Genomic DNA, 18,637 nt, shown 5'->3' on the forward strand with positions numbered 1-18,637 from the left:
CATCACAGGCGCGCCGACGGGATCGGCGTCAGGCCCCGCCGCTCGCCATGCGCGACTCCGACATCAGCGAAATTGCCAATGCTTACCCCGCCCGCAGCGCGCATATACGCACATAGGCGCCGCGAAGATTCGCACTTTGCCCGATGGTTCATTGGGCGATTCGCCGGACAGTTGGGTTCAACCCGACTTGAGGAGACCGCCATGACTCTTACCGGCGAGCGCAGCCAGACCCCAAGCGTCTTCGACCTCGCATTGCCGACGGTTGCTTATCACCAAGCCCGCGACCCCGGCGAAGTGCACCGCCTGATCGGGGAGGCCCGCAAGCAGGGACCCGTCGCCGTGGGTCCCTACGGACCCGAACTGCTGAGCTATGACCTGGTGCGTACCGTGCTGCGCGACAGCCGCTTCGCCGTGCCGAAGGGAATGAGCCTGGTCGTGCAGGGCATCACCTCCGGCCGAGTCTGGGACCGGGTATGCCGGCTGCTCATCAGTCTCGACCCCGCCGAGCATCACCGGCTCCGCCGCCTGGTGGCCCGCGCCTTCACACCCCGGGCGGCCGAACGGATGCGCGGCGCGTGCGTCGACGTCATCACCGAACTGGTCGACGCGCAGGTAGTCAGGGGGCGCTGCGACGTCGTCACCGACATCGCTCGCCCCTACCCGATCCCGATCATCTGCAGTCTGCTGGGAGCCCCGCGGGAGGACTGGCAACTGTTTTCCACCTGGGCGAATGACATCAGCAAGGCCTTCGGTTGCACCGTCGCCGAGAATGCCTCATCGATCGTCGCTGCGTGGGACCAGCTGGAGGCCTATGTCGAGGAACTGATCGAGCGCCGACGGCACTCGTTGGCCGACGACCTGATCTCGGAACTCATTCGCGCGGAGGTCGACGGCGACCGGCTCAGCCACGACGAGATGGTCTACCTCGCCGTCATCCTGCTCAACGCCGGCACCGACACGACGCGCAACCAACTCGCCGCGGCCGTACAGGCGCTGTGCGATCACCCCGACCAGTGGGCGTTGCTCGCCGCGCATCCCGAACTGGCGCCGCAAGCGGTGGAGGAACTCATCCGATACTCCCCCATCACGTTCGGCGCGCTGCGCGTCGCGACCGAGGATGTCGAACTCGGCAACTTCCATATTCCAGCCTGCAACTTCATCGTCGCCAACACCGCGTCGGCCAACCACGACCCGGCTGTCTACGAGGACCCCGACCGTCTGGACATCACCCGAGCGGGTGCGCCGCAACTGATGACCTTCGGAGGCGGCGTGCACTACTGCCTAGGAGCGCACCTGGCCCGAATCGAACTGGCCGAAGCGCTACGCGAGCTCACCCGACGCATCGCCACCCCACGTCGCGTCGGACCCGCCCAATGGCGAGCGCCGACCGAATTGTCCGGGCCGACAACGCTTCCCGTCGAATTCGATCAACGCTTGTCGGTCTGACCGGCCGCGATCTGGTCGGCGGCCTTGGCCGCGACCTCGCCGGTCAGGCGCGAGGCTACCTCGGGCGCGTTCGCCGCGAACCGGGCCAGCAGCTTCTGGCGCAGCGGCGCCACGGTCACCTCGCCGCGGTTGTGCTCGATCGCGCTGACGACGGCGGCGCCGACCTGCTCCGGCTTGCCGGTGCCGATGAACGGCGGCGGCGGCGCTCCCGAGTCGGCGTACATCCCGGCTCCGCTGATCGCTCCCGGGCTCACCACCGACACGCCCACACCGGCGGGGCGCAGGTCGTCCCGCAGACACAGCGCGAAGCCCCGCAGGCCGAACTTCGTCGCCGCATACAACGACGCGCGGGCCGTCGCGGTCTGGCCGGAAATCGAGGAGATGTAGACGAAGTGCCCCGATCCCCGGTTGGTGAACACCGGGATCAGTTCCCGGGTCATCTGTACCGGTACCTCGAGGTTGACCCGGAGGGCACGATCGACCTGCTCGGCGGTGAAGCTGTCGAGCCGCCCGGAGGCGGGCAATGCCGCGTTGGCGACGAGGACGTCGATGTCGCCCGCCTCGGCGAGCAGGGCCAGGCCCGCGCCAGGCTCGGCGAGGTCGCTGACGATCGTCCGATGCCCGTCGCCTGGGAGCGACGCGGCGAGTTCGTCGAGCTCCTGCTGCTTGCGGGAGCTCAGAATCAAACGTGCGCCGCGCGAGGCGACCGCTGAAGCGATCGCGCGTCCCAGGCCCCCAGTGGCGCCGGTGAGTAGAACAGTCTTGCCCGATAGTTTCATGACACGACGCTAGTCGATCCCGCCGGTCGCTCAGTAGGCGAACCGATTCAGCACGTCGTAGGACAGCGCCGCAGGCAGCGCCCCGAATAACCGGTAGGCCCACCGGACCGGGGCGGATTCGATCTGCCGGTGCCCCGCCAAGACAGGCTTCCGCTCGAGGAAGCGCAGCTTCGGATGCCAGGTTTCCAAGGCGCGGATGTCCCCGATTCCCCATTTCACGATGCCATTGGTAAAAACCTTCGACGCTGGTGGTCCCAGCGGTGACACGGTGTCGAACAGCAGCTCGCCGGTGCCGAATCGATCGATGATCCGCACAAACAGCTGCCGCACGTCGCGCTCGGCCAGATACATCAGCAGGCCCTCGGCGGCGACGAGTGTCGGTCGCCCCGCCGGGACGTCCTCGAGCCACCGCGGGTCGGTCACCGAAGAGGCAATCATTCGGTAGCTGTCGGTTTCGTCATAGAGCCGGCGCCGCAACGCAATGACCCCTGGCTGATCGAGATCGAACCACAGCACCGAAGGCGGCACGGCAAGCCGGAACGCGCGGCTGTCCAGGCCGCAACCCAGGTGCAACGCCACGGCGTCGGGGTGACGGGTCAGGAAGTCGGCTGACCAGTCGTCGATCTGTTTGGCGCGCAACGCGACCAGATATTGGTTCCATGCCGGAAGCGAGGCGCGATGCACGCGTTTGAAATCGTAGTCGATGCGGTCGACGGCATCCGCTGCGGCATGATCACCGAGAATCGAGGATTGCGAACGGCTTTCGTAAGCCCGCAAGTAGAGGGTCACCAGGTTCGTCCACTCGACCGATCCCCACCGAACCGAACTGAAGTCCACTTTGTCAGTCGTCACTTGACCTCCTGGGGCCTCCCGGGCCTGCCCGGCCTTCCCCTCCCCCGACGCTACGCGCTAGAGCGCGAGCAGGATCAAGAGCGTCACGAGAAACACGAACACGCCGCACGCGGCCGCCCATGCGCCCAGGGCGAATGCCTTGGCCACCTGAAAGGGCATGATTGCCAAGCCGAGCAGGAACGGCACCACGGGAGCGGCGGGCGGCACGAAGATCAGCCCCAGGTAGGCGACCAACAGGCCGGCCGCCAGTCCGGTCAAAATCATTGCGGGAGAACGTCTTGCCTCATCGAATTCCGGGATGCGGCCGCGGGGCGCCGAACGCAGCTCGTCCATGGTTATCGACCCGTCAGCAGGCTGGGCAGCCCAAAAAAGACCAGCAGCAAGGCCACCAGCACCACACCGGTGCAGGGCGCGATCAGCATCGCCACCGCGGCGGTGCGGGTCGAGGACCGACTGGCCCACCGCAACAGCACCACACCGATCAGCAATATCGGTAGGCACCCGCCGCCGACCGAATAGACCACCCGTAGCTGGGTCGACAAGCTCTTGTCGAGGATCGTCGACATCTTGACAACGACCGCCCACAACACACCGCCGGCGATCGCGCCGCCGAATGTTGCCCGAACCCAGTCGATCTGGGACTTTGACAGCGTTGACATCGTTATCCGGACTCCAGCGAAGTTTCTGCGACTCTGGGAACCACGATCTCAGGTGGGCGAGTGGGGCGATCGACTGGGGTGGAGTCGGCCGCCGACACTGCACGACGGGCTATCGCCATACATCGACCGTGATATGTATGGTGGCAGGGTGGCACTTCCGGGCCCCGCTCGCGCCGCCGTTCCGGCCGACATCGCGCGCCTAATCGGGCTGCCGTTCGACGATTCCGATGCCGCGATCCGGGCGGCCATCGCCGACGCAAGCGTGCCGGCGCTGTTGATGTCGATGGTGCACATGACCGGGGACCTGAATCTGCTCACCGAACTGCCCCGCCCGTTCGCGCTGATTGCGATGGACATTCAGGGCGGCATGAGCGAGGCCGACAAGGACAAGGTGCGTGGGCGCGCCTTTGACGTGGTACGCGAATATCGGGATCGCGGCTGCCCGCCGCCCTTCGTGCCGGATCGGGATCAGCTGCGGACGATGCTTGACGTGATCAGCGCCGGGCAGGTCACCGACGAGTTCACCGACTACGTGGCCGCCGACCTGCGGATATCCAACGCCGACCAGGACGGCCCGCCGTTGCGGTCCACGTCGGAGCAGCGGCGGGCATTCCCCGTCGTGGTGATCGGATGCGGTGAAGCCGGGCTGTTGGCCGGGATAAAGCTCAAGCAGGCGGGCGTGCCGTTCGTGATCATCGAGAAGCAGTCGGGAGCGGGCGGCACTTGGCTGGCCAACCGCTACCCGGGCTGCCGAGTCGACATCGCCAACCACTACTACGCGTTTTCGTTCGAACCGACCGACCACTGGTCGCACTTCTATTCCGAACAGCCCGAGATCTTGCAGTACCTCACCGACGTGATGGACCGCCACAACATCGCCCCGCACGTGCGGTTCAACACCGAGGTGGTGGGCGCGGCGTGGGATGACGATGCGGCCAACTGGATCGTGCGCACCCGCGGCCCCGACGGTCGCAGCGACACGCTGACCGCGCGCGCCGTCATCTGCGCCGTCGGCCAATTCAGCAACCCAGTGATCCCGGATATCAAGGGCGGCAAAGACTTTCGGGGTCCATCATTTCACACCGCGGACTGGGACGACAGTGTGGAGCTGGCCGGCAAGCGAGTCGCGGTGATCGGCGCGGGCGCCAGCGGATTTCAGCTGGTGCCGGCGATCGCAGACATCACCGCACACGTCGACGTCTACCAGCGCACCGCACAATGGATGGCGCCCAACATCAACTATCACGCGGCCGTCAGCGAGCCCGCCAAATGGGCGGTGCGCCACCTGCCCTTTTACGGACGGTGGCTGCGGTTTGTGACGTGGTGGCCGATCGCCGATGGCGCGACCGACCTGACGGTCGTCGATCCGGACTGGGACACCGGTGGCCTGTCGGTGAGCGCGGCCAATCACCAGGTGCGCGAAGTGTTCATCGCCTGGATGCGCGCCTTTACCGACGACGAAGCCCTGCTGGCGAAGGTCACGCCCAATTACCCGCCGATGGGTAAACGCACGTTGCAGGACAACGGAACCTGGCTCATCACGTTGCAGCGCGACGACGTCGAGCTCATCCGCGACGCCATCGCGGAGATCACCGCCGACGGCATCAGCACCGTCGACGGAGTCCACCGGCCCGCCGACGTCTTGATCTGGGCCACCGGTTTCGACGTCAACCACCAACTGGGCCCGATCAACGTGCGGGGCCTCGACGGGATCGAGCTCAACGCTGCGTGGGGTGACGCCGCCTACGCCTACCTGGGCATCACCGTGCCCGACTTTCCGAACTTCTACTGCATGTACGGTCCGGGCACCAACGCCGTCAACGGCACCAGCATCATCTACAACTCCGAATGCCAGATGCGCTACATCCTTGGTTGCATCGACATGACGCTCGCGGCCGGGGTCCGCTCCGCCATGGTGCGCAGCGAGGTGTGCCAGGATTACAACCGGCGCAGCCGGCAACAACTCAAGAAAATGGTCTACACCCATCCCGCGGTCTCAAGCAGCTACTACAAGAACGCGGCGGGCGACGTGCCCACCCTGTTCGCCTGGCGGATCGTCGACTACTGGAAGTGGACCCACCGCCCCGACCCCGACGATTATCTACTGAGACCATAAGAGAAATCAGGAGTTTGCATGCCAAACCGGTTGAGCGGCAAGGTCGCACTGATCAGCGGCGGCGCCCGGGGCATGGGCGCATCGCACGCTCGGGCCATGGTCGCCGAGGGCGCCAAGGTGGTGACCGGCGACATCCTCGACGACGAGGGCAAGGCGGTGGCCGACGAAATCGGCGACGCGGCCCGTTACGTCCACCTCGATGTCACCGATCCCGATCAGTGGATCGCCGCCGTCGAGACGGCCGTGACCGAGTTCGGCGGCCTCGACGTGCTGGTGAACAACGCCGGCATCATCAACATCGGCACGATTGAGGACTATGCGCTCTCGGAGTGGCAACGCATCCTGGACATCAACCTCACCGGTGTATTCCTGGGCATCCGCGCCGCCGTCGGGCCGATGAAGGCCGCCGGCCGCGGTTCCATAATCAACATCTCCTCTATCGAAGGGTTGGCCGGCACGATTGCCTGCCACGGGTACACCGCCACCAAGTTCGCGGTGCGCGGCCTGACCAAATCAACCGCATTAGAGTTGGGCCCCTTCGGAATTCGGGTGAACTCGATCCACCCTGGACTGATCCGGACACCGATGACCGAATGGGTGCCCGAAGACATCTTCCAGACGGCGCTGGGTCGCATCGCCGAACCACAGGAGGTGTCCAACCTGGTCGTGTACCTGGCCAGTGACGAATCCAGCTATTCCACCGGTTCGGAATTCGTCGTCGACGGCGGCTGCGTCGCCGGTTTGGGCCACAAAGACTTCTCCGCCGTCGACGACTCCCAGCAACCCGAGTGGGTCACGTAGAAGCCGTCAGAACGCTTCCGGGTCCCGCTGTACCTCGGGCGGCACCGGGTGGTTGTACAACCGTGATGCGTTCTCCCAGGTTATCTTTCGGATCACATCGGCGGGGAGCCCGCCGATCTCTTCGTGAATCGTCTGTTGGGTATGCGGCCAGGTGGAGTCGCAGTGCGGGTAGTCGGCCTCCAGCATGATGTTGTCCACGCCGATCCGCTCGTACTGAACGAACGACGATTTGTCCTCGACCGCGCAGAACCAGAAGTTGCGCGTGAACAGCTCTGCGGGAGTGAGGGTTTCACCGAGGTCGCGCCAGGTGCCGTACATCTCGTGGTAGCTGAGCATGTGGTCCAGGCGGTCCAGCAGACCGGCCACCCAGCCGATGCCGCCCTCCGACAAACAGATCTTGAGGTCGGGAAACCTGGTCGGCAGCCCGGAATACAGCCAGTCCACGGCCGCCGAGATGGCATAGGCGAAGAACAACACGCCCTGCACGTCGGGAGGCGCGTCGTCGGTGGTGGACGGCGAGGACCCGGACGATCCGATGTGCAGGTTGACCACGGTCCCCGTCTCGGCGCACGCCGCCATCATCGGATCCCAGTATCCCGAGTGGATACTGGGGAATCCGAGCATGGCGGGGTTCTCGCTGAACGTCACCGCAGGAAAGCCACGCTCGGCGTTCTCCACAATCATCTTGGCGCCCAGTTCGGGATCCAGCAGCCAGGGCAACTGGCAGGGGATGATCCGATCGGGGTATGGGCCTGCCCAGGCTTCGAGATGCCAGTCGTTCCACGCGCGCACCGCGGCCAGCGCCAGGTCGCGGTCCTTGGTGACCTGCTGCAGCCGTTGGCCCGCGAAGCCCGGTAAGAACGACGGGAAATTCAGCGAAGCATAGATGCCGTTCAGGTCCATGTCCTTGATGCGCTCATGAATATCCCAAGCGCCCCTGCGCATTTCATCGAACCGAACCGGCTCGAAGCCGTACTCGGACACGGGCCGACCCACCACGGCATTGAACCCGACGTTGGGCAGGATCTGACCGTCGTACACCCAGGTCTGTCCGCCTTCGGCGGTGTCCACGACTCGAGGCGCACGGTCGGCAAACCGCCGCGGCAGACGTCCGGTGAACGTGTCCGGAGGTTCGACGATGTGGTCGTCGACCGAGATGACCGTATAGCGCCGTGGCGCTCGGGGCGGATCCGGCAGGAACGTGACCGTCCGGTCCGCACCGGTCTTGGCCGTCGTGAAATCCAGGTTGCTCGCCAGTTCTTCGATCGACTTCATCGTCGGCAGTCTCCTATCGATGCCCGGTACTCAGTTGAGGACATCTGGATCAGCCTTGATCGTCATTCGCGCCGCGCCCGCCCAGTAGACATCGGCCGCCCGTTCGATGAGGGATTTCTGCATGCCTGCCATGTCTGACCAGTTCATTCGGGAAGGCGTCTGGCCGGTGAGCATGATGTCGTAGGCCAGCTTGCAGACCCGTTCGATAGAGGCGGCCCGGTAGACGGCTTCGGGCAGGTTGCGGCCGGTCGCGATGACGCCGTGGTTGGCCAAGATGGTCAGATTGGCCTGGCCGATATGTGCCGCTAGATCCGCTGCACGGGCGGGAGTGTCGATTTCCCCGTCGTAGGACGAGACGAGGCACAGGTCGTCGAGAAACAGCGCCCCCGTCTGGTGCAGGAGTTCGGGCAACCGACCCAAGGCGGCCAGCACGCACACGTAATAGGGGTGATTGTGAATCACCACCCGGGCGTCGGCGCGGACCCGGTGCAGTTCGGTGTGGATATGTATCGCCGGTGTGACATCCCACTTGCCGCGGATCACCCGAGCTTGGGCGTCCACCGCGCAGATGTCGGATGCGGTGAGCTCCTGCCACCACAGACCCCACGGATTCACCAGCATGTCGGTCTGGCCGTCGAGCTGCCAGGTGATGTGGCCGGCCATGTTCTCCGCGAAACCGATCGACGCCAGGTGCCGGAAGGCCACGGCCAGCGCCTGCTCGTTGGACAGCTCGACCCCGATCGGCGGGACCACCGACGGCGCCCACACTTCCAGGCCGCCGCTGCGTGCGTCAGGAGTGTTCATCTTCGGCCTCCATTCTGGCTCGAATATCCTCGCGGAGCTGGCCTTTGGCAACCTTTGAGCCGGACGACCGTGGTAGCTCGTCGACCACGACCAGTCGTTCGGGCAACAACTCTTTGGAAACTCCCAGTGCCAGTAGGTGTTTGGTAAGTCCGGGCAGGTCGATGGTCTGGCCTTCGCCGAGTTCGGCGTAGAGGCATACCTTTTCACCAAATACCGGGTCGGGCATCGCCACCGCCGCCGCCACCGCGATAGCGGGATGCGTTGTGGCCGCGTCCTCGACCTGCGCGGCGCTGATGTTTTTCCCGCCACGCAAGATGAAGTCGGAGGTACGACCCGTCACGCTCAGGTAGCCGTCCGCGTCGATCTGGCAGATGTCTCCCATCCGCATCCACCCGTCCCGGGTGAACAACTTGTCGTGGTCCGTACCTCCGAGATAGCCGAGGCTGGTGGCCGGCCCCCGGCACGCGGGCTGGCCCTGCCCGGTGTCGGTGACGTCCCGGTCGCCGTCGAAGAGTCGCACCGACATCTCCGCGACAACGCGTCCCGCGGTGCGCAACCGGCGTTCGCGTGGGTCAGCCAGTGTGGTGGCGCTCAGCATGCCGGTTTCGTTCGACCCGTAGAACTGCAGAATCGTTGCGCCGGTGAGCTCTTCGAATTCCACGGCCGGACGGTACGGCAACGCTTCACCACCGGTGAACACCACCCGCAACGAGCTCAGATCGTGCGCCCGGCTGGCGCTGTCCGCCATCAACATGGTCAATTGTGTACTGACACAACATAAGACAGTGACTCGATGGCGTTCGATCGCCTCGCATGTTGCCGCGGGCGTGAAGCGTCGCAACAATACCGCGGTGGCGCCCAGATAGATCGGCGTCGTGTGGCTGGTCCAGATCCCGAAACCGAAGGGCATCGGGATAACCGGCAGGATTATGTCGTCGGGGGTCAACAGGCCGTTGGCGACCACCTTCTGATGGAAGTAGTGCCAACGATTCTGGGTGTGTACGACGCACTTGGGCAGCCCCGTGGTTCCGGAGGTGGAGTTGATCAGAAAGACGTCGTCGGGCCCGAGCTGAGAGTCCGCTGTCACCGGCCCGGGCTTCGTATCGCCGTTGAGCCGCAGCGCCTCCCCGTCGGCGTCGGCCATTACCAGCAACGGCACCTGGAGTTGAGCGGCCACGCTCGATGCGGCGTCGCGGCGCTGGTGGTCGCCGATCAGCAGCTTCGGTTGAGCGGACTGCATTATTCCGGCCGCTTCACGGGTTCCGGCGCGCGCGCCGATACCGACGACGACTGCGCCGCACCGTTCGATCGCAATGTACAGCGCGTGGAGCGCCGCGCAGTCGCCGTGCCACACCCCAATCCGATCGCCCCGTTGCACACCCGCGCCGGCGAGCTGTACGGCCAGATCATCTGCCGCAGAGTCGAATTCACGCCAGGTCAGCACCTGGCCGGGCTGGTCGCCGGGATGGTCGACGTACGCGGGGCGAGTCGGGGCGTCTTGGCTATTGCGGCGCACCGCGTCGGACAGAGTCGCCTCCGACCACCAACCGGCGGCGTGATAGCGGGCCGCTTCCTCGGCGGTGAACGCAGACGAGGACACGATGTCGACCGTGCCGGCGTGCATCTCTCGATCATAGGAAAGTGCGCGGACGCCCTGCGGCTTGGTTGGTCGCGCGCCATTTCGCTGACACTCGTCATTGACAGTCGTCGATGAAATGGATACGTTGCCGGAGTGCCCACCACCACGCCCACTGGGTCCGCAGCCGGGCCAGGTGCGGCCACTGCGGCCATCAAGGGCACGGGCGCGCGGGAATCTCAGCGCCTGCAAACCCGAGCCCGGATATTCGATGCGGCAGTGGCCGAGATCGGGCGGCGCGGCCTGGCCGGCGCGGATGTGGCCGCGATCGTCACGGCCGCCGGAGTAGCGCGCGGCACCTTCTACTTCCACTTCCCCACCAAAGAGCACGTCCTGGTCGAACTGGAGCACGTCGAAGAAACCCAGATGGTGGCAAGACTGCAGGCGAAGGTCGGAAAATCAACTGACTTGCGGTCGGTGCTCACGATGGTGGTGCGTCAGGTGCTGGCAGCCGAGCGCAAGTTGGGCCCCGTGGTGTTCCGGGACATGCTGGCTCTGCACTTCTCGCCGACCCGGCCCGTCGAAGACGAACTCGGCGGCCACCCGCTCGCCGAGTTCGTCATCGCGGCGATCACTCGTGCCCAGCATGCGGGTCGGGTATCTCGCGACGCCGAACCGGGCGAACTGGGCGTGATCTTCCTGACCGGGCTGTTCGCACTGCTGGCCACCGCGGGGGGATCCCGCGCGAGGTCCGCACTTTTGGATCGATATGTCACGACCATCGTTCAAGGAATGGAGGCGTCATGAAGCTGGCCGAGAAGACCGGTATTGAGGGCTACCGCGACTTTCTGGTCCGGCGCGACGGTGAAGCGGACATGTTGCATCGCCGCCTCGCCAGCCGCGAGGAGTTCTTCGCCGCACTCGAGGACAATCCCGTCCGATCCGCCTACCGCATCGACCGCCAGGTGTTCCTGCGCAACCTGCGCCGCCGCAAGCCGGAACCGAACCTCGACCGTCAGACGCTGTTCGTGTTGGCGACCGCCAAGCTCAACCAGGCGGAACGATTCGGCGTGGCTCTGGGTGAAACCTATGGCGTCAACAGCGGCGACGACGCGGCACCCGAGCGGGTGTATGTGGAGCTCGAGGAGCACTACCACACCCGCCTACTGGCCTACGTCCTGGACATTTTCGGCCTGCCGTCGCAGGTGGTCGTGCCACGGCTGGTAATGCGCCAATTCGTCAAGATGGGAGTTTTCGTGCCCGAGCGACTCGGAGTCGCATTCGTCGGTGCGGGCGAAATGGCCGGCTGCATCCTCTTCGACGAATTGCGCCGCGTCGGCAAACAATTGTTCGCCGACGAGCCAGACGTGGCGGAACGGATCGACCGCCTTTATACCGAGATATTGACCGACGAGATCGGCCACGTTGGCTACTGCGCTGCCCGCTGCACCCGCCCAGAGCGTGCTTTGATGCGGCGGCTCTACCCGTACATTCTCCGACTGTTCGTGCGTCAGACGGCCGAGGTCAGCGTTCTCGTCGACGCAAAGCGGCTCGCGACGCTCATCGAGGACCCTTTCGATGTCGAGCGGCTGACCGCCGGGTTACCGAACGAAACCTTCCTCGCGGCGCATCCCTGACTCGGGCTGACCCCCTGACCAGCATCGATGACATGTGCGCCGGCCTGCTCAGCGCCTCCAAGAATCTATTGAGAATCCTCCAAGGACGACCCCGGACTCTAGTGTCGCCCGGATCCACCGGACTGCCTGACCTTCGAGGACACAACAGATATGGCCATCTTGGAGTCGCCGCCGGCACCCCATCACGGACACTTCCACGCCCACCAACCCCAGCGGCACCCCTGGGAGATCGGGCTGCTTGTTCTGGTCATCGTTTCCAGCGTGGTCGTGTATCTGGTGGCGCTCGTGGTGGCGTTCTCGGGCAAGATCAGCATGCTGTGGCTGTCGATTCTGCTGTTCCCCGTGCTGCTCTACTTGGGACGAGGACTGATGTACGGGAGGCAGCGCGCCAACGGCGTCAAGATGTCGCCCACCCAATTCCCCGAGGGCTACTGGCTCGTCGTTGAAGCCGCCCAGCGGTTCGGACTCAGCGAGGTGCCGGACGCATACGTTGTGCTCGGCAACGGCCAGATCAACGCCTTCGCCAGCGGCCACGGCTTCCGCCGCTACGTCTGCGTCTACAGCGACCTGTTCGAAATCGGCGGCCAGGCCCGCGACCCCGAAGCCTTGGCATTCGTCATCGGACACGAGGTCGGCCACATCGCCGCAGGCCACGCGTCGTATTGGCGGCAGCTCGCCCAGTTGGCGATGAAGATCCCGTTCCTGGGTTCAACGCTGTCGCGGTCGATGGAGTACACGGCCGACAACTACGGCTACGCGTTCCGACCGGCGGGCGCTGCTCGCACCATCGGCGTGCTCAGCGCCGGCAAGTATCTGCTCAGGTCGGTGAGTTTTGACGAGATGGCGAACCGGGCCAGCACGGAGACCGGGTTCTTTGTCTGGCTGGCGAACATGTTGGCCTCGCACCCGGTGAACACCTGGCGCGCCGCGGCGCTGCGCAACCGGGCCGTCGCGGGGTCGCTGTTCTTCCGGCCGACTCAGCTGGCGCCCGCAGGTCCGGCCTATCCGCAGCAAGTTCCACCCCAGATGCCCGCGCCGGCGGCAGCCCCGCAGCCGCCGCAGTGGTCACCGCCCCCGAACGGACCCTGGACGCGCTAGCCCTACCCACAATCCTGATTGCTTGGGTTAAACCAAGGACCGCTGAGCGGCGCCCCACGCGGGTGCCGCTCAGCGGCTTGTCGGTGGCACTGACGTGGGCAAACACCCATCGCAGCGGCGATCACGTTGTGCGATTTGTTCTTATGGGTAGACCATCAACATGACGCGGGAAAACACGATCTGGCGATACGCATGGCGAAGCTGGCGCAGACGACCGCCACGCCACGTACCGTCGAGGAGATCCTGCAAGACGTCACCGCAGCGGCAATTGAGTTGATACCGGGTACCGACACCGCCGGAGTCCTGTTGATCCACGGCAACGGCAAGTTCGAATCGCTAGGCAGCGATGGTGAGCTGCCCGCAAAATTGGACCAACTCCAACACGACTTCCAAGAGGGTCCCTGCGCCCAGGCCGCGCTGCAAGACACGATCGTCCGGACCGACGACTTCCGAACCGAAAAGCGCTGGCCACGGTATTCACCAGCGGCGATCGAGCTCGGCGTACTCAGCGGACTGTCCTTCAAGCTCTACACCGCCGACCGCACGGCCGGTGCGCTGAACCTGTTCGGATTTCAGCCCAACATCTGGGACGCCGAAGCCGAGACGATCGGCACCGTGCTGGCGGCCCACGCCGCGGCGGCGATTCTCGCCGGCCGTCACGATGAACAGTTGCATGCGGCGCTGTCGAGTCGCGACCGTATCGGCCAAGCCAAAGGCATCATCATGGAACGCTTCGGCGTCGACGATCTGCGCGCCTTCGACATGCTGCGGGCCCTGTCGCAGGAAGGCAACGCCAAACTCGTCGACGTCGCGCAGCGAGTGATCGACACGTCCGGCAACAACGCCTTGGACTGAGCGGCGTGCGTCACATCGTGCTCGCCGAAGTGGAGCTCACACCGCCGACGGTGGAACAATGTCGCCAGTAAGGGCAATGACGAAGCAGGAAGCCGGTGTAAATCCGGCGCGGTCCCGCCACTGTAATCGGGGAGCGACCCTCATGAACCACGGCCGAAGGCTGGAAGGTGAGGCGAGCAGCGATCCGAGAGCCAGGAGACTCGCGTCATTGCGTCGCATCGACCCGGGGCGGTGTACCCCGAGAGAGCCATTCCGTGATGACGCTGCAAGTCCTGTCCGGCGCCCGTGCCGCCATAGTCGTTGATTTATTAGTCCCGCGGCGCAGCCGCCACGAATCAGAAAGTCTCGCGCCGCCGACAACGCTGGCGCCTGGTCGTCGCACCCGTTGAGGGCGGCCGACGATGAGCGCCCCCATTTGGATGGCGGCACCGCCCGAGGTGCATTCGACCCTGCTCAGCAGTGGACCCGGGCCTGGCCCGTTGCACGCGGCGGCACAGGCGTGGCTGTCGTTGAGCACCGCCTACGCCGAAACGGCCGACGAGCTGACCGCGCTGTTGGCCGCGGTGCAGGCCGGAGACTGGGACGGTCCGACCAGCATGGCGTACGTGGCCGGCCATCTGCCGTACCTGGGATGGCTGGTCCAGGCCAGTGCCGATGGTGCCGCGATAGCGGCTCAACACCAGACCGCGGCCGGCGCCTACACGTCCGCCCTCGCCGCGATGCCGACGCCGGCCGAGTTGGCCGCCAACCATGCCGCCCATGCGGCATTGGTGGCCACCAACTTCTTTGGCGTGAACACCATCCCGATCGCCCTGAACGAGGCTGACTACGCGCGGATGTGGGTCCAGGCTGCCGCCGTGATGAGTACTTATCAGACGATCGCGTCCACGGCGCTGGCTGCCGTACCGCAGACCACAGCGGCACCGCAGATCGTGGCGGCGGACGCCCAGCTGGTCGCTGCGGCTGAGGCGTTACCACTACCGCCTGACCAGCAGCTGGACTTCTTCCGGTGGTTGCAGGACATCGGCTATATCGACTTCTACGACACCTACATACAACCGCTGATCAACGCGCTGTCGGAGCTGCCGTTCTTCCAGGCGATGTTTTCCGGATTCGACCCTTACCTGGTCATCCTCGGCAATCCACTCACCTACTTCAGCCCGTTCAACATCGCGTTTGCGCTTGGCTACCCGATGGACATCGGCAGCTATGTCGCATTCCTGTCGCAGATGTTCGCGTTCGTCGCCCTGGATCTCACCGCGGCATTCGCTTCGGGTAACCCCGCGACGATCAGCTTCACCATCCTGTTCGTCACTGTCGAAATCATCGGCACCGTCATCACCGACACCATCGCACTGCTGAAGACCTTGCTCGAGCAAACATTGGTGATCATCGCGGCCGTGGTACCGCTGCTGACCACGCCGTTGGTGCCGCTGGCCGCCGGCGCGGTGCTGGCACCGATCGGCATCAAGGGCTTGGCAGCACTGGCCGCCGTGCCACCACCGCCGGCACCGGTTGCGCCGGTTCCGCCGCCACTCGCGGCGCTTGCCCCAACCGTCCCCACTTCGGCACCCGCGCCCACACCGGCTCCCGCGGAGGCCACGGTCTCCACTGCCACCCCGGCGACGTCTCCACCGCCGACCGCCGCGCCCCCGACCGTGACCGGCGCGGGCATCGCGTCGCCGCTGGACGCCTTCGGCTATCTGGTGGGAAGCCTGAGCTCGGACGCCAAGCGGTCCGCCGCCACCGGCGCCCGCAAGAAGGCGCGGGAACCCGACGCTGCCGAAGCCTCGGCGGCGGGCGCGCCGGCGCCGGCTGCGGCCGCGGCTACACGGCGAAAAAGGGCCAAGGCCAAGGAAATCGACCGGGGTTGGGGGTTCATGGACCTGGAGTCGGACGACGACCCGCCGGAGCCTTGGGTGGGCACCTCCAACCAGGGCGGTGGAGCACTGGGGTTCGCCGGGACCGTCCGCCGCGACAGCGCCGAGCGCGCCGCAGGCCTGATCACCCTGGCCGACGATGCCTACGCCGACGGACCCCGCGCACCCGTCATGCCCAGCACGTGGGATCCCCACGCCGCGGCGCCACCCGGCGCGCCCGACAGCTGACGCGCTATCCGATCAGCCGCTCTTCAGGCGAATCTTCCACCGCACGAAGCCGAGGTAGAACACGCTCAGCACCGCGAGCATGGCCATGTCGAACAACCATGCCCCGGGGGTGTGATGCCAGTGCGAGTCCTTGGGCACCTGCGGAACCGGACACAACTTGGTCAGGTCGATGGTCGATGCCGATGTCGCAAAGCCCCAGCGAGCCGGGGTGACCCACGACATCTGGTCCAGCCCTAGGCGGTTGGTGACGGGAATCATGCCGCCAGAGAAAACCAGCTGCGACATGACCGCGACCACAAGCAGGGGCATGATCTGTTCACTGGTCTTGGCCAGTGACGACAGCACCAACCCGAGCATCGCCGAGGCGACGGTCGTTGCCGCGATGTCGACGTACAGCTCCAGTGCGGAACTGCCCAACACCACGGCACTCTCTTCGGGACCCGGCTTTCCGAGCAGCGCAATCACGGTGACGATGGCCGACTGAACGAGCGCGAGCACCGTGTAGACGCAAACCTTGGCCAGCAGATACGCCGTGGTGGACAGGCCGACGGCTTGCTCACGCAGGAATATGGCCCGCTCACCGATCAGGTCGCGGATGGTCAGTGCCGTGCCCATGAAGACCGCACCGACGTTGAGCAGCACCAGGATCTGCGCCGGCTCGGTGGGTGCCTCGCTGGTCAAAGGTGGGGCATTGAAGCCGACATCGCCGGGCACCGACATCGACAGCGCACCCATGATGAACGGCAATATCGCCAGGAAGATGAAGTAGCCGCGGTCGGAAACGATCAACCGCAACTGTCTTCGGGCGATCGTGGAGAACTGCCGAATCAGGCTGGTATGCGCCGCCTCGCCCAACTCCGCCGGTTTCTCCGCCGGTGGCACCGGCGGAGGCGGGCCCGTCCGCGCCAGATAGCGGGCCTTGGCCCCATCCGGGTCGTCGGCGACCGTGCTGAAGATGTCGGCCCAGTTGGTCGTCCCCATGGACGGGCCGATCTGGCTGGGCGGACCGCAGAAAGCCGTCTTGCCGCCCGGGGCCAGCAGCAGCACCTGGTCGCAGACGTCGAGGTAGGTCAGCGAGTGGGTGACCACCAGCACCACACGACCCGCGTCGGCCAGCTGCCGCAGCATCGTCATGACCTGCCGGTCCAACGCCGGGTCCAGACCCGAGGTCGGCTCGTCCAGGATGAGCAGCGAGGGGCCGGTGAGCAACTCCAGCGCCACCGACGCACGTTTGCGCTGACCACCGGAGAGCTTGTCGACCCTGGTCTCGAGATGCTTGGTCATCTCGAGTTCCTCGAGCACCCGGGCCACGACCTGAGCGCGGTCCTCCTTCGTGGTGTCGGGGGGCAGCCGCAGCTCGGCGGCGTACATCAGCGCCTGTTTGACGGTCAGCTGACCGTGCACCACGTCGTCCTGCGGCACCATGCCGATCCTGCTGCGCAGTGAGGCGTATTCGGAGTGCACGTTGTGCCCCTCGAACGTCACCGTGCCGCTGGTCGGGTGCGTGTATCCGGCGACCAACTTGGCGAAGGTCGACTTGCCCGCGCCCGACGGGCCGATGACGGCGGTGAGCATTCCGGGCCGCGCGGAGATCGAGATGTTGTCCAGCAGCGTCTTATTGCCCTCGATCGTCCATGTCACACCACGCACGTCCAAACCGCCGGTGCGGGTTTCGAGCAGGCTCTCTTCCTGGCGCGCCAGCGAACCGTTGGCGAAGACCAGGTCGATGTTGCCGATCGTGACGACGTCACCCTCGCGCAGCAGGGCCGACTCGACCCGGGTGCCGTTGACGAAAGTGCCGTTGATGCTGCGGTTATCGCGAATCTCGGTGCCATTGGCCGTGGGAACCAGCGTGGCGTGGTGACGCGATGCCAGCACCTCGGGAATGACGATGTCATTGTCCTCGGCACGACCGATCTTGATGGCGCCCGCCGGCACATCTCCCCCGCCGCCTCGGCCCGGACGCAGGATCCGCATCATCGACGTCGCGCCACCACCGCGAGGTGACGACGGCGGCGGTCCCGCCGGCCGGTAGATCTGCGGTGCCGGCTGCGGTCCGCTGGGCGGCCGAACCGCCGACTGCGGACCGGACGGGTATCGACCCTGTGGCCCGGACGGCGCCTGGGCCGCAGGCATGCGCGTGGTCGACGGCGGCGGTGGGGACTGTCTGGGCCACTGGGCCCCGCTCGGAGGGACCTGGGGAATGGGGCCGCTCGGCCTGGGCGGTATCGCCATGGCCGTCGTTGGTGGGGGTCGTCCGACCGACCCCTGGTGCCGGCCGAGCTGGAAGTCCAGCGCCGGACCGTCAGGGTTGCCGATGTTGACCCGCTGACCGTCGTGGATGTCGACGCTCTGCACCCGACGGTTGTTCACGTATAGACCGTTGAGGCTGCCGTTGTCGATTGCGGTCCATCGGCCCTGGTCATAGCGCAGCAGCAGGTGGACCCGGGAGATCAGCGGATCGGCAACCCGGACGTCCGCACGCAGGTCACGTCCGATAGTTACATCGTGGCCCGCTGCGAAGGTGCGTTCGGCTCCGTCATACCGCACGGTCACGGGCGGGGCGGCTGGTTGGCTCATCAGCACCAACTGTATCGGCACTAGCAAGGTTTGCAGGAGTAACTCTGGCAA

16 protein-coding genes and 1 riboswitch are annotated in these 18,637 nt (G+C 65.7%); of the genes, 8 read left to right on the forward strand and 8 right to left on the reverse strand.

Annotated features, from left to right (window positions below; all coding sequences use genetic code 11):
• Positions 1 to 201: 201 nt before the first annotated feature.
• On the forward strand, positions 202 to 1,446 hold the full coding sequence (locus BST27_RS06740) for a cytochrome P450 (RefSeq protein ID WP_069418299.1): 1,245 nt from the start codon (positions 202 to 204) through the stop codon (positions 1,444 to 1,446).
• On the opposite strand, the gene BST27_RS06745 is transcribed toward BST27_RS06740, so the two are convergent.
• The 4 genes from BST27_RS06745 to BST27_RS06760 are packed head-to-tail and all read right to left on the reverse strand — an operon-like array spanning position 1,428 to position 3,736.
• Positions 1,428 to 2,225: an SDR family NAD(P)-dependent oxidoreductase gene (locus BST27_RS06745; RefSeq protein WP_069418298.1), complete on the reverse strand. Its 798-nt coding sequence runs from the start codon at positions 2,223 to 2,225 to the stop codon at positions 1,428 to 1,430. The genes BST27_RS06740 and BST27_RS06745 overlap by 19 nt on opposite strands.
• Before the next feature lie 30 nt (positions 2,226 to 2,255).
• A complete protein-coding gene (locus BST27_RS06750; RefSeq protein WP_069418297.1) occupies positions 2,256 to 3,077 on the reverse strand; it encodes a class I SAM-dependent methyltransferase in 822 nt (273 codons plus the stop codon).
• A gap of 57 nt (positions 3,078 to 3,134) precedes the next feature.
• Complete coding sequence (locus BST27_RS06755) at positions 3,135 to 3,410, reverse strand: hypothetical protein (protein ID WP_069418296.1); 276 nt, start codon at positions 3,408 to 3,410, stop codon at positions 3,135 to 3,137.
• Positions 3,411 to 3,412: 2 nt separating this feature from the next.
• The gene (locus BST27_RS06760) at positions 3,413 to 3,736 is read right to left on the reverse strand and encodes a hypothetical protein (RefSeq protein WP_069418295.1); all 324 of its coding nucleotides are present in this window, start codon (positions 3,734 to 3,736) and stop codon (positions 3,413 to 3,415) included.
• A gap of 148 nt (positions 3,737 to 3,884) precedes the next feature.
• Here BST27_RS06760 and BST27_RS06765 point away from each other — a divergent pair, with 148 nt between their 5' ends.
• Both BST27_RS06765 and BST27_RS06770 read left to right on the forward strand, forming a co-directional pair.
• Positions 3,885 to 5,852 carry a flavin-containing monooxygenase gene (locus tag BST27_RS06765; protein WP_069418325.1) on the forward strand — a complete coding sequence of 656 codons (1,968 nt, stop codon included), beginning with the start codon at positions 3,885 to 3,887 and terminating at the stop codon, positions 5,850 to 5,852.
• An 18-nt stretch (positions 5,853 to 5,870) separates the two neighbouring features.
• Positions 5,871 to 6,653 (forward strand): SDR family oxidoreductase, encoded by a 783-nt coding sequence (locus BST27_RS06770; protein ID WP_069418294.1) that lies wholly within the window; start codon positions 5,871 to 5,873, stop codon positions 6,651 to 6,653.
• 6 nt (positions 6,654 to 6,659) lie between these two features.
• Here BST27_RS06770 and BST27_RS06775 read toward each other — a convergent pair whose 3' ends face one another.
• The 3 genes from BST27_RS06775 to BST27_RS06785 are packed head-to-tail and all read right to left on the reverse strand — an operon-like array spanning position 6,660 to position 10,356.
• Complete coding sequence (locus BST27_RS06775; RefSeq protein ID WP_069418293.1) at positions 6,660 to 7,928, reverse strand: amidohydrolase family protein; 1,269 nt, start codon at positions 7,926 to 7,928, stop codon at positions 6,660 to 6,662.
• A gap of 30 nt (positions 7,929 to 7,958) precedes the next feature.
• Positions 7,959 to 8,732, reverse strand: a complete 774-nt coding sequence (locus tag BST27_RS06780; protein WP_069418292.1) for a class II aldolase/adducin family protein — start codon at positions 8,730 to 8,732, stop codon at positions 7,959 to 7,961.
• Positions 8,719 to 10,356 carry a class I adenylate-forming enzyme family protein gene (locus tag BST27_RS06785; RefSeq protein ID WP_069418291.1) on the reverse strand — a complete coding sequence of 546 codons (1,638 nt, stop codon included), beginning with the start codon at positions 10,354 to 10,356 and terminating at the stop codon, positions 8,719 to 8,721. Before BST27_RS06785 ends, BST27_RS06780 begins: the two co-directional genes overlap by 14 nt.
• A gap of 165 nt (positions 10,357 to 10,521) precedes the next feature.
• On the opposite strand from BST27_RS06785, the gene BST27_RS06790 reads away from it, so the two are divergent.
• The 5 genes from BST27_RS06790 (at position 10,522) to BST27_RS06810 (ending at position 16,006) form a co-directional block, all read left to right on the forward strand.
• Positions 10,522 to 11,115 carry a TetR/AcrR family transcriptional regulator gene (locus tag BST27_RS06790; protein ID WP_069418324.1) on the forward strand — a complete coding sequence of 198 codons (594 nt, stop codon included), beginning with the start codon at positions 10,522 to 10,524 and terminating at the stop codon, positions 11,113 to 11,115.
• Positions 11,112 to 11,945 carry a hypothetical protein gene (locus tag BST27_RS06795; RefSeq protein ID WP_069418290.1) on the forward strand — a complete coding sequence of 278 codons (834 nt, stop codon included), beginning with the start codon at positions 11,112 to 11,114 and terminating at the stop codon, positions 11,943 to 11,945. Before BST27_RS06790 ends, BST27_RS06795 begins: the two co-directional genes overlap by 4 nt.
• Positions 11,946 to 12,095: 150 nt before the next feature.
• Positions 12,096 to 13,043, forward strand: a complete 948-nt coding sequence (locus BST27_RS06800; RefSeq protein ID WP_069418289.1) for a M48 family metallopeptidase — start codon at positions 12,096 to 12,098, stop codon at positions 13,041 to 13,043.
• 192 nt (positions 13,044 to 13,235) lie between these two features.
• On the forward strand, positions 13,236 to 13,898 hold the full coding sequence (locus tag BST27_RS06805; protein WP_069418288.1) for a GAF and ANTAR domain-containing protein: 663 nt from the start codon (positions 13,236 to 13,238) through the stop codon (positions 13,896 to 13,898).
• Between the two features lie 41 nt (positions 13,899 to 13,939).
• Positions 13,940 to 14,120, forward strand: a riboswitch (cobalamin riboswitch).
• A gap of 179 nt (positions 14,121 to 14,299) precedes the next feature.
• Positions 14,300 to 16,006, forward strand: coding sequence for a PPE family protein (locus BST27_RS06810; RefSeq protein WP_069418287.1), 1,707 nt, complete (start codon positions 14,300 to 14,302; stop codon positions 16,004 to 16,006).
• A 12-nt stretch (positions 16,007 to 16,018) separates the two neighbouring features.
• Here the strand turns inward: BST27_RS06810 and BST27_RS06815 are convergent, their stop codons facing one another.
• Entirely contained in the window at positions 16,019 to 18,592 is a 2,574-nt protein-coding gene (locus BST27_RS06815) for an FHA domain-containing protein (protein WP_069418323.1), read from the reverse strand.
• Positions 18,593 to 18,637 lie beyond the last annotated feature (45 nt).

This window comes from Mycobacterium intermedium (genome assembly GCF_002086275.1).
Lineage (GTDB): Bacteria > Actinomycetota > Actinomycetes > Mycobacteriales > Mycobacteriaceae > Mycobacterium > Mycobacterium intermedium.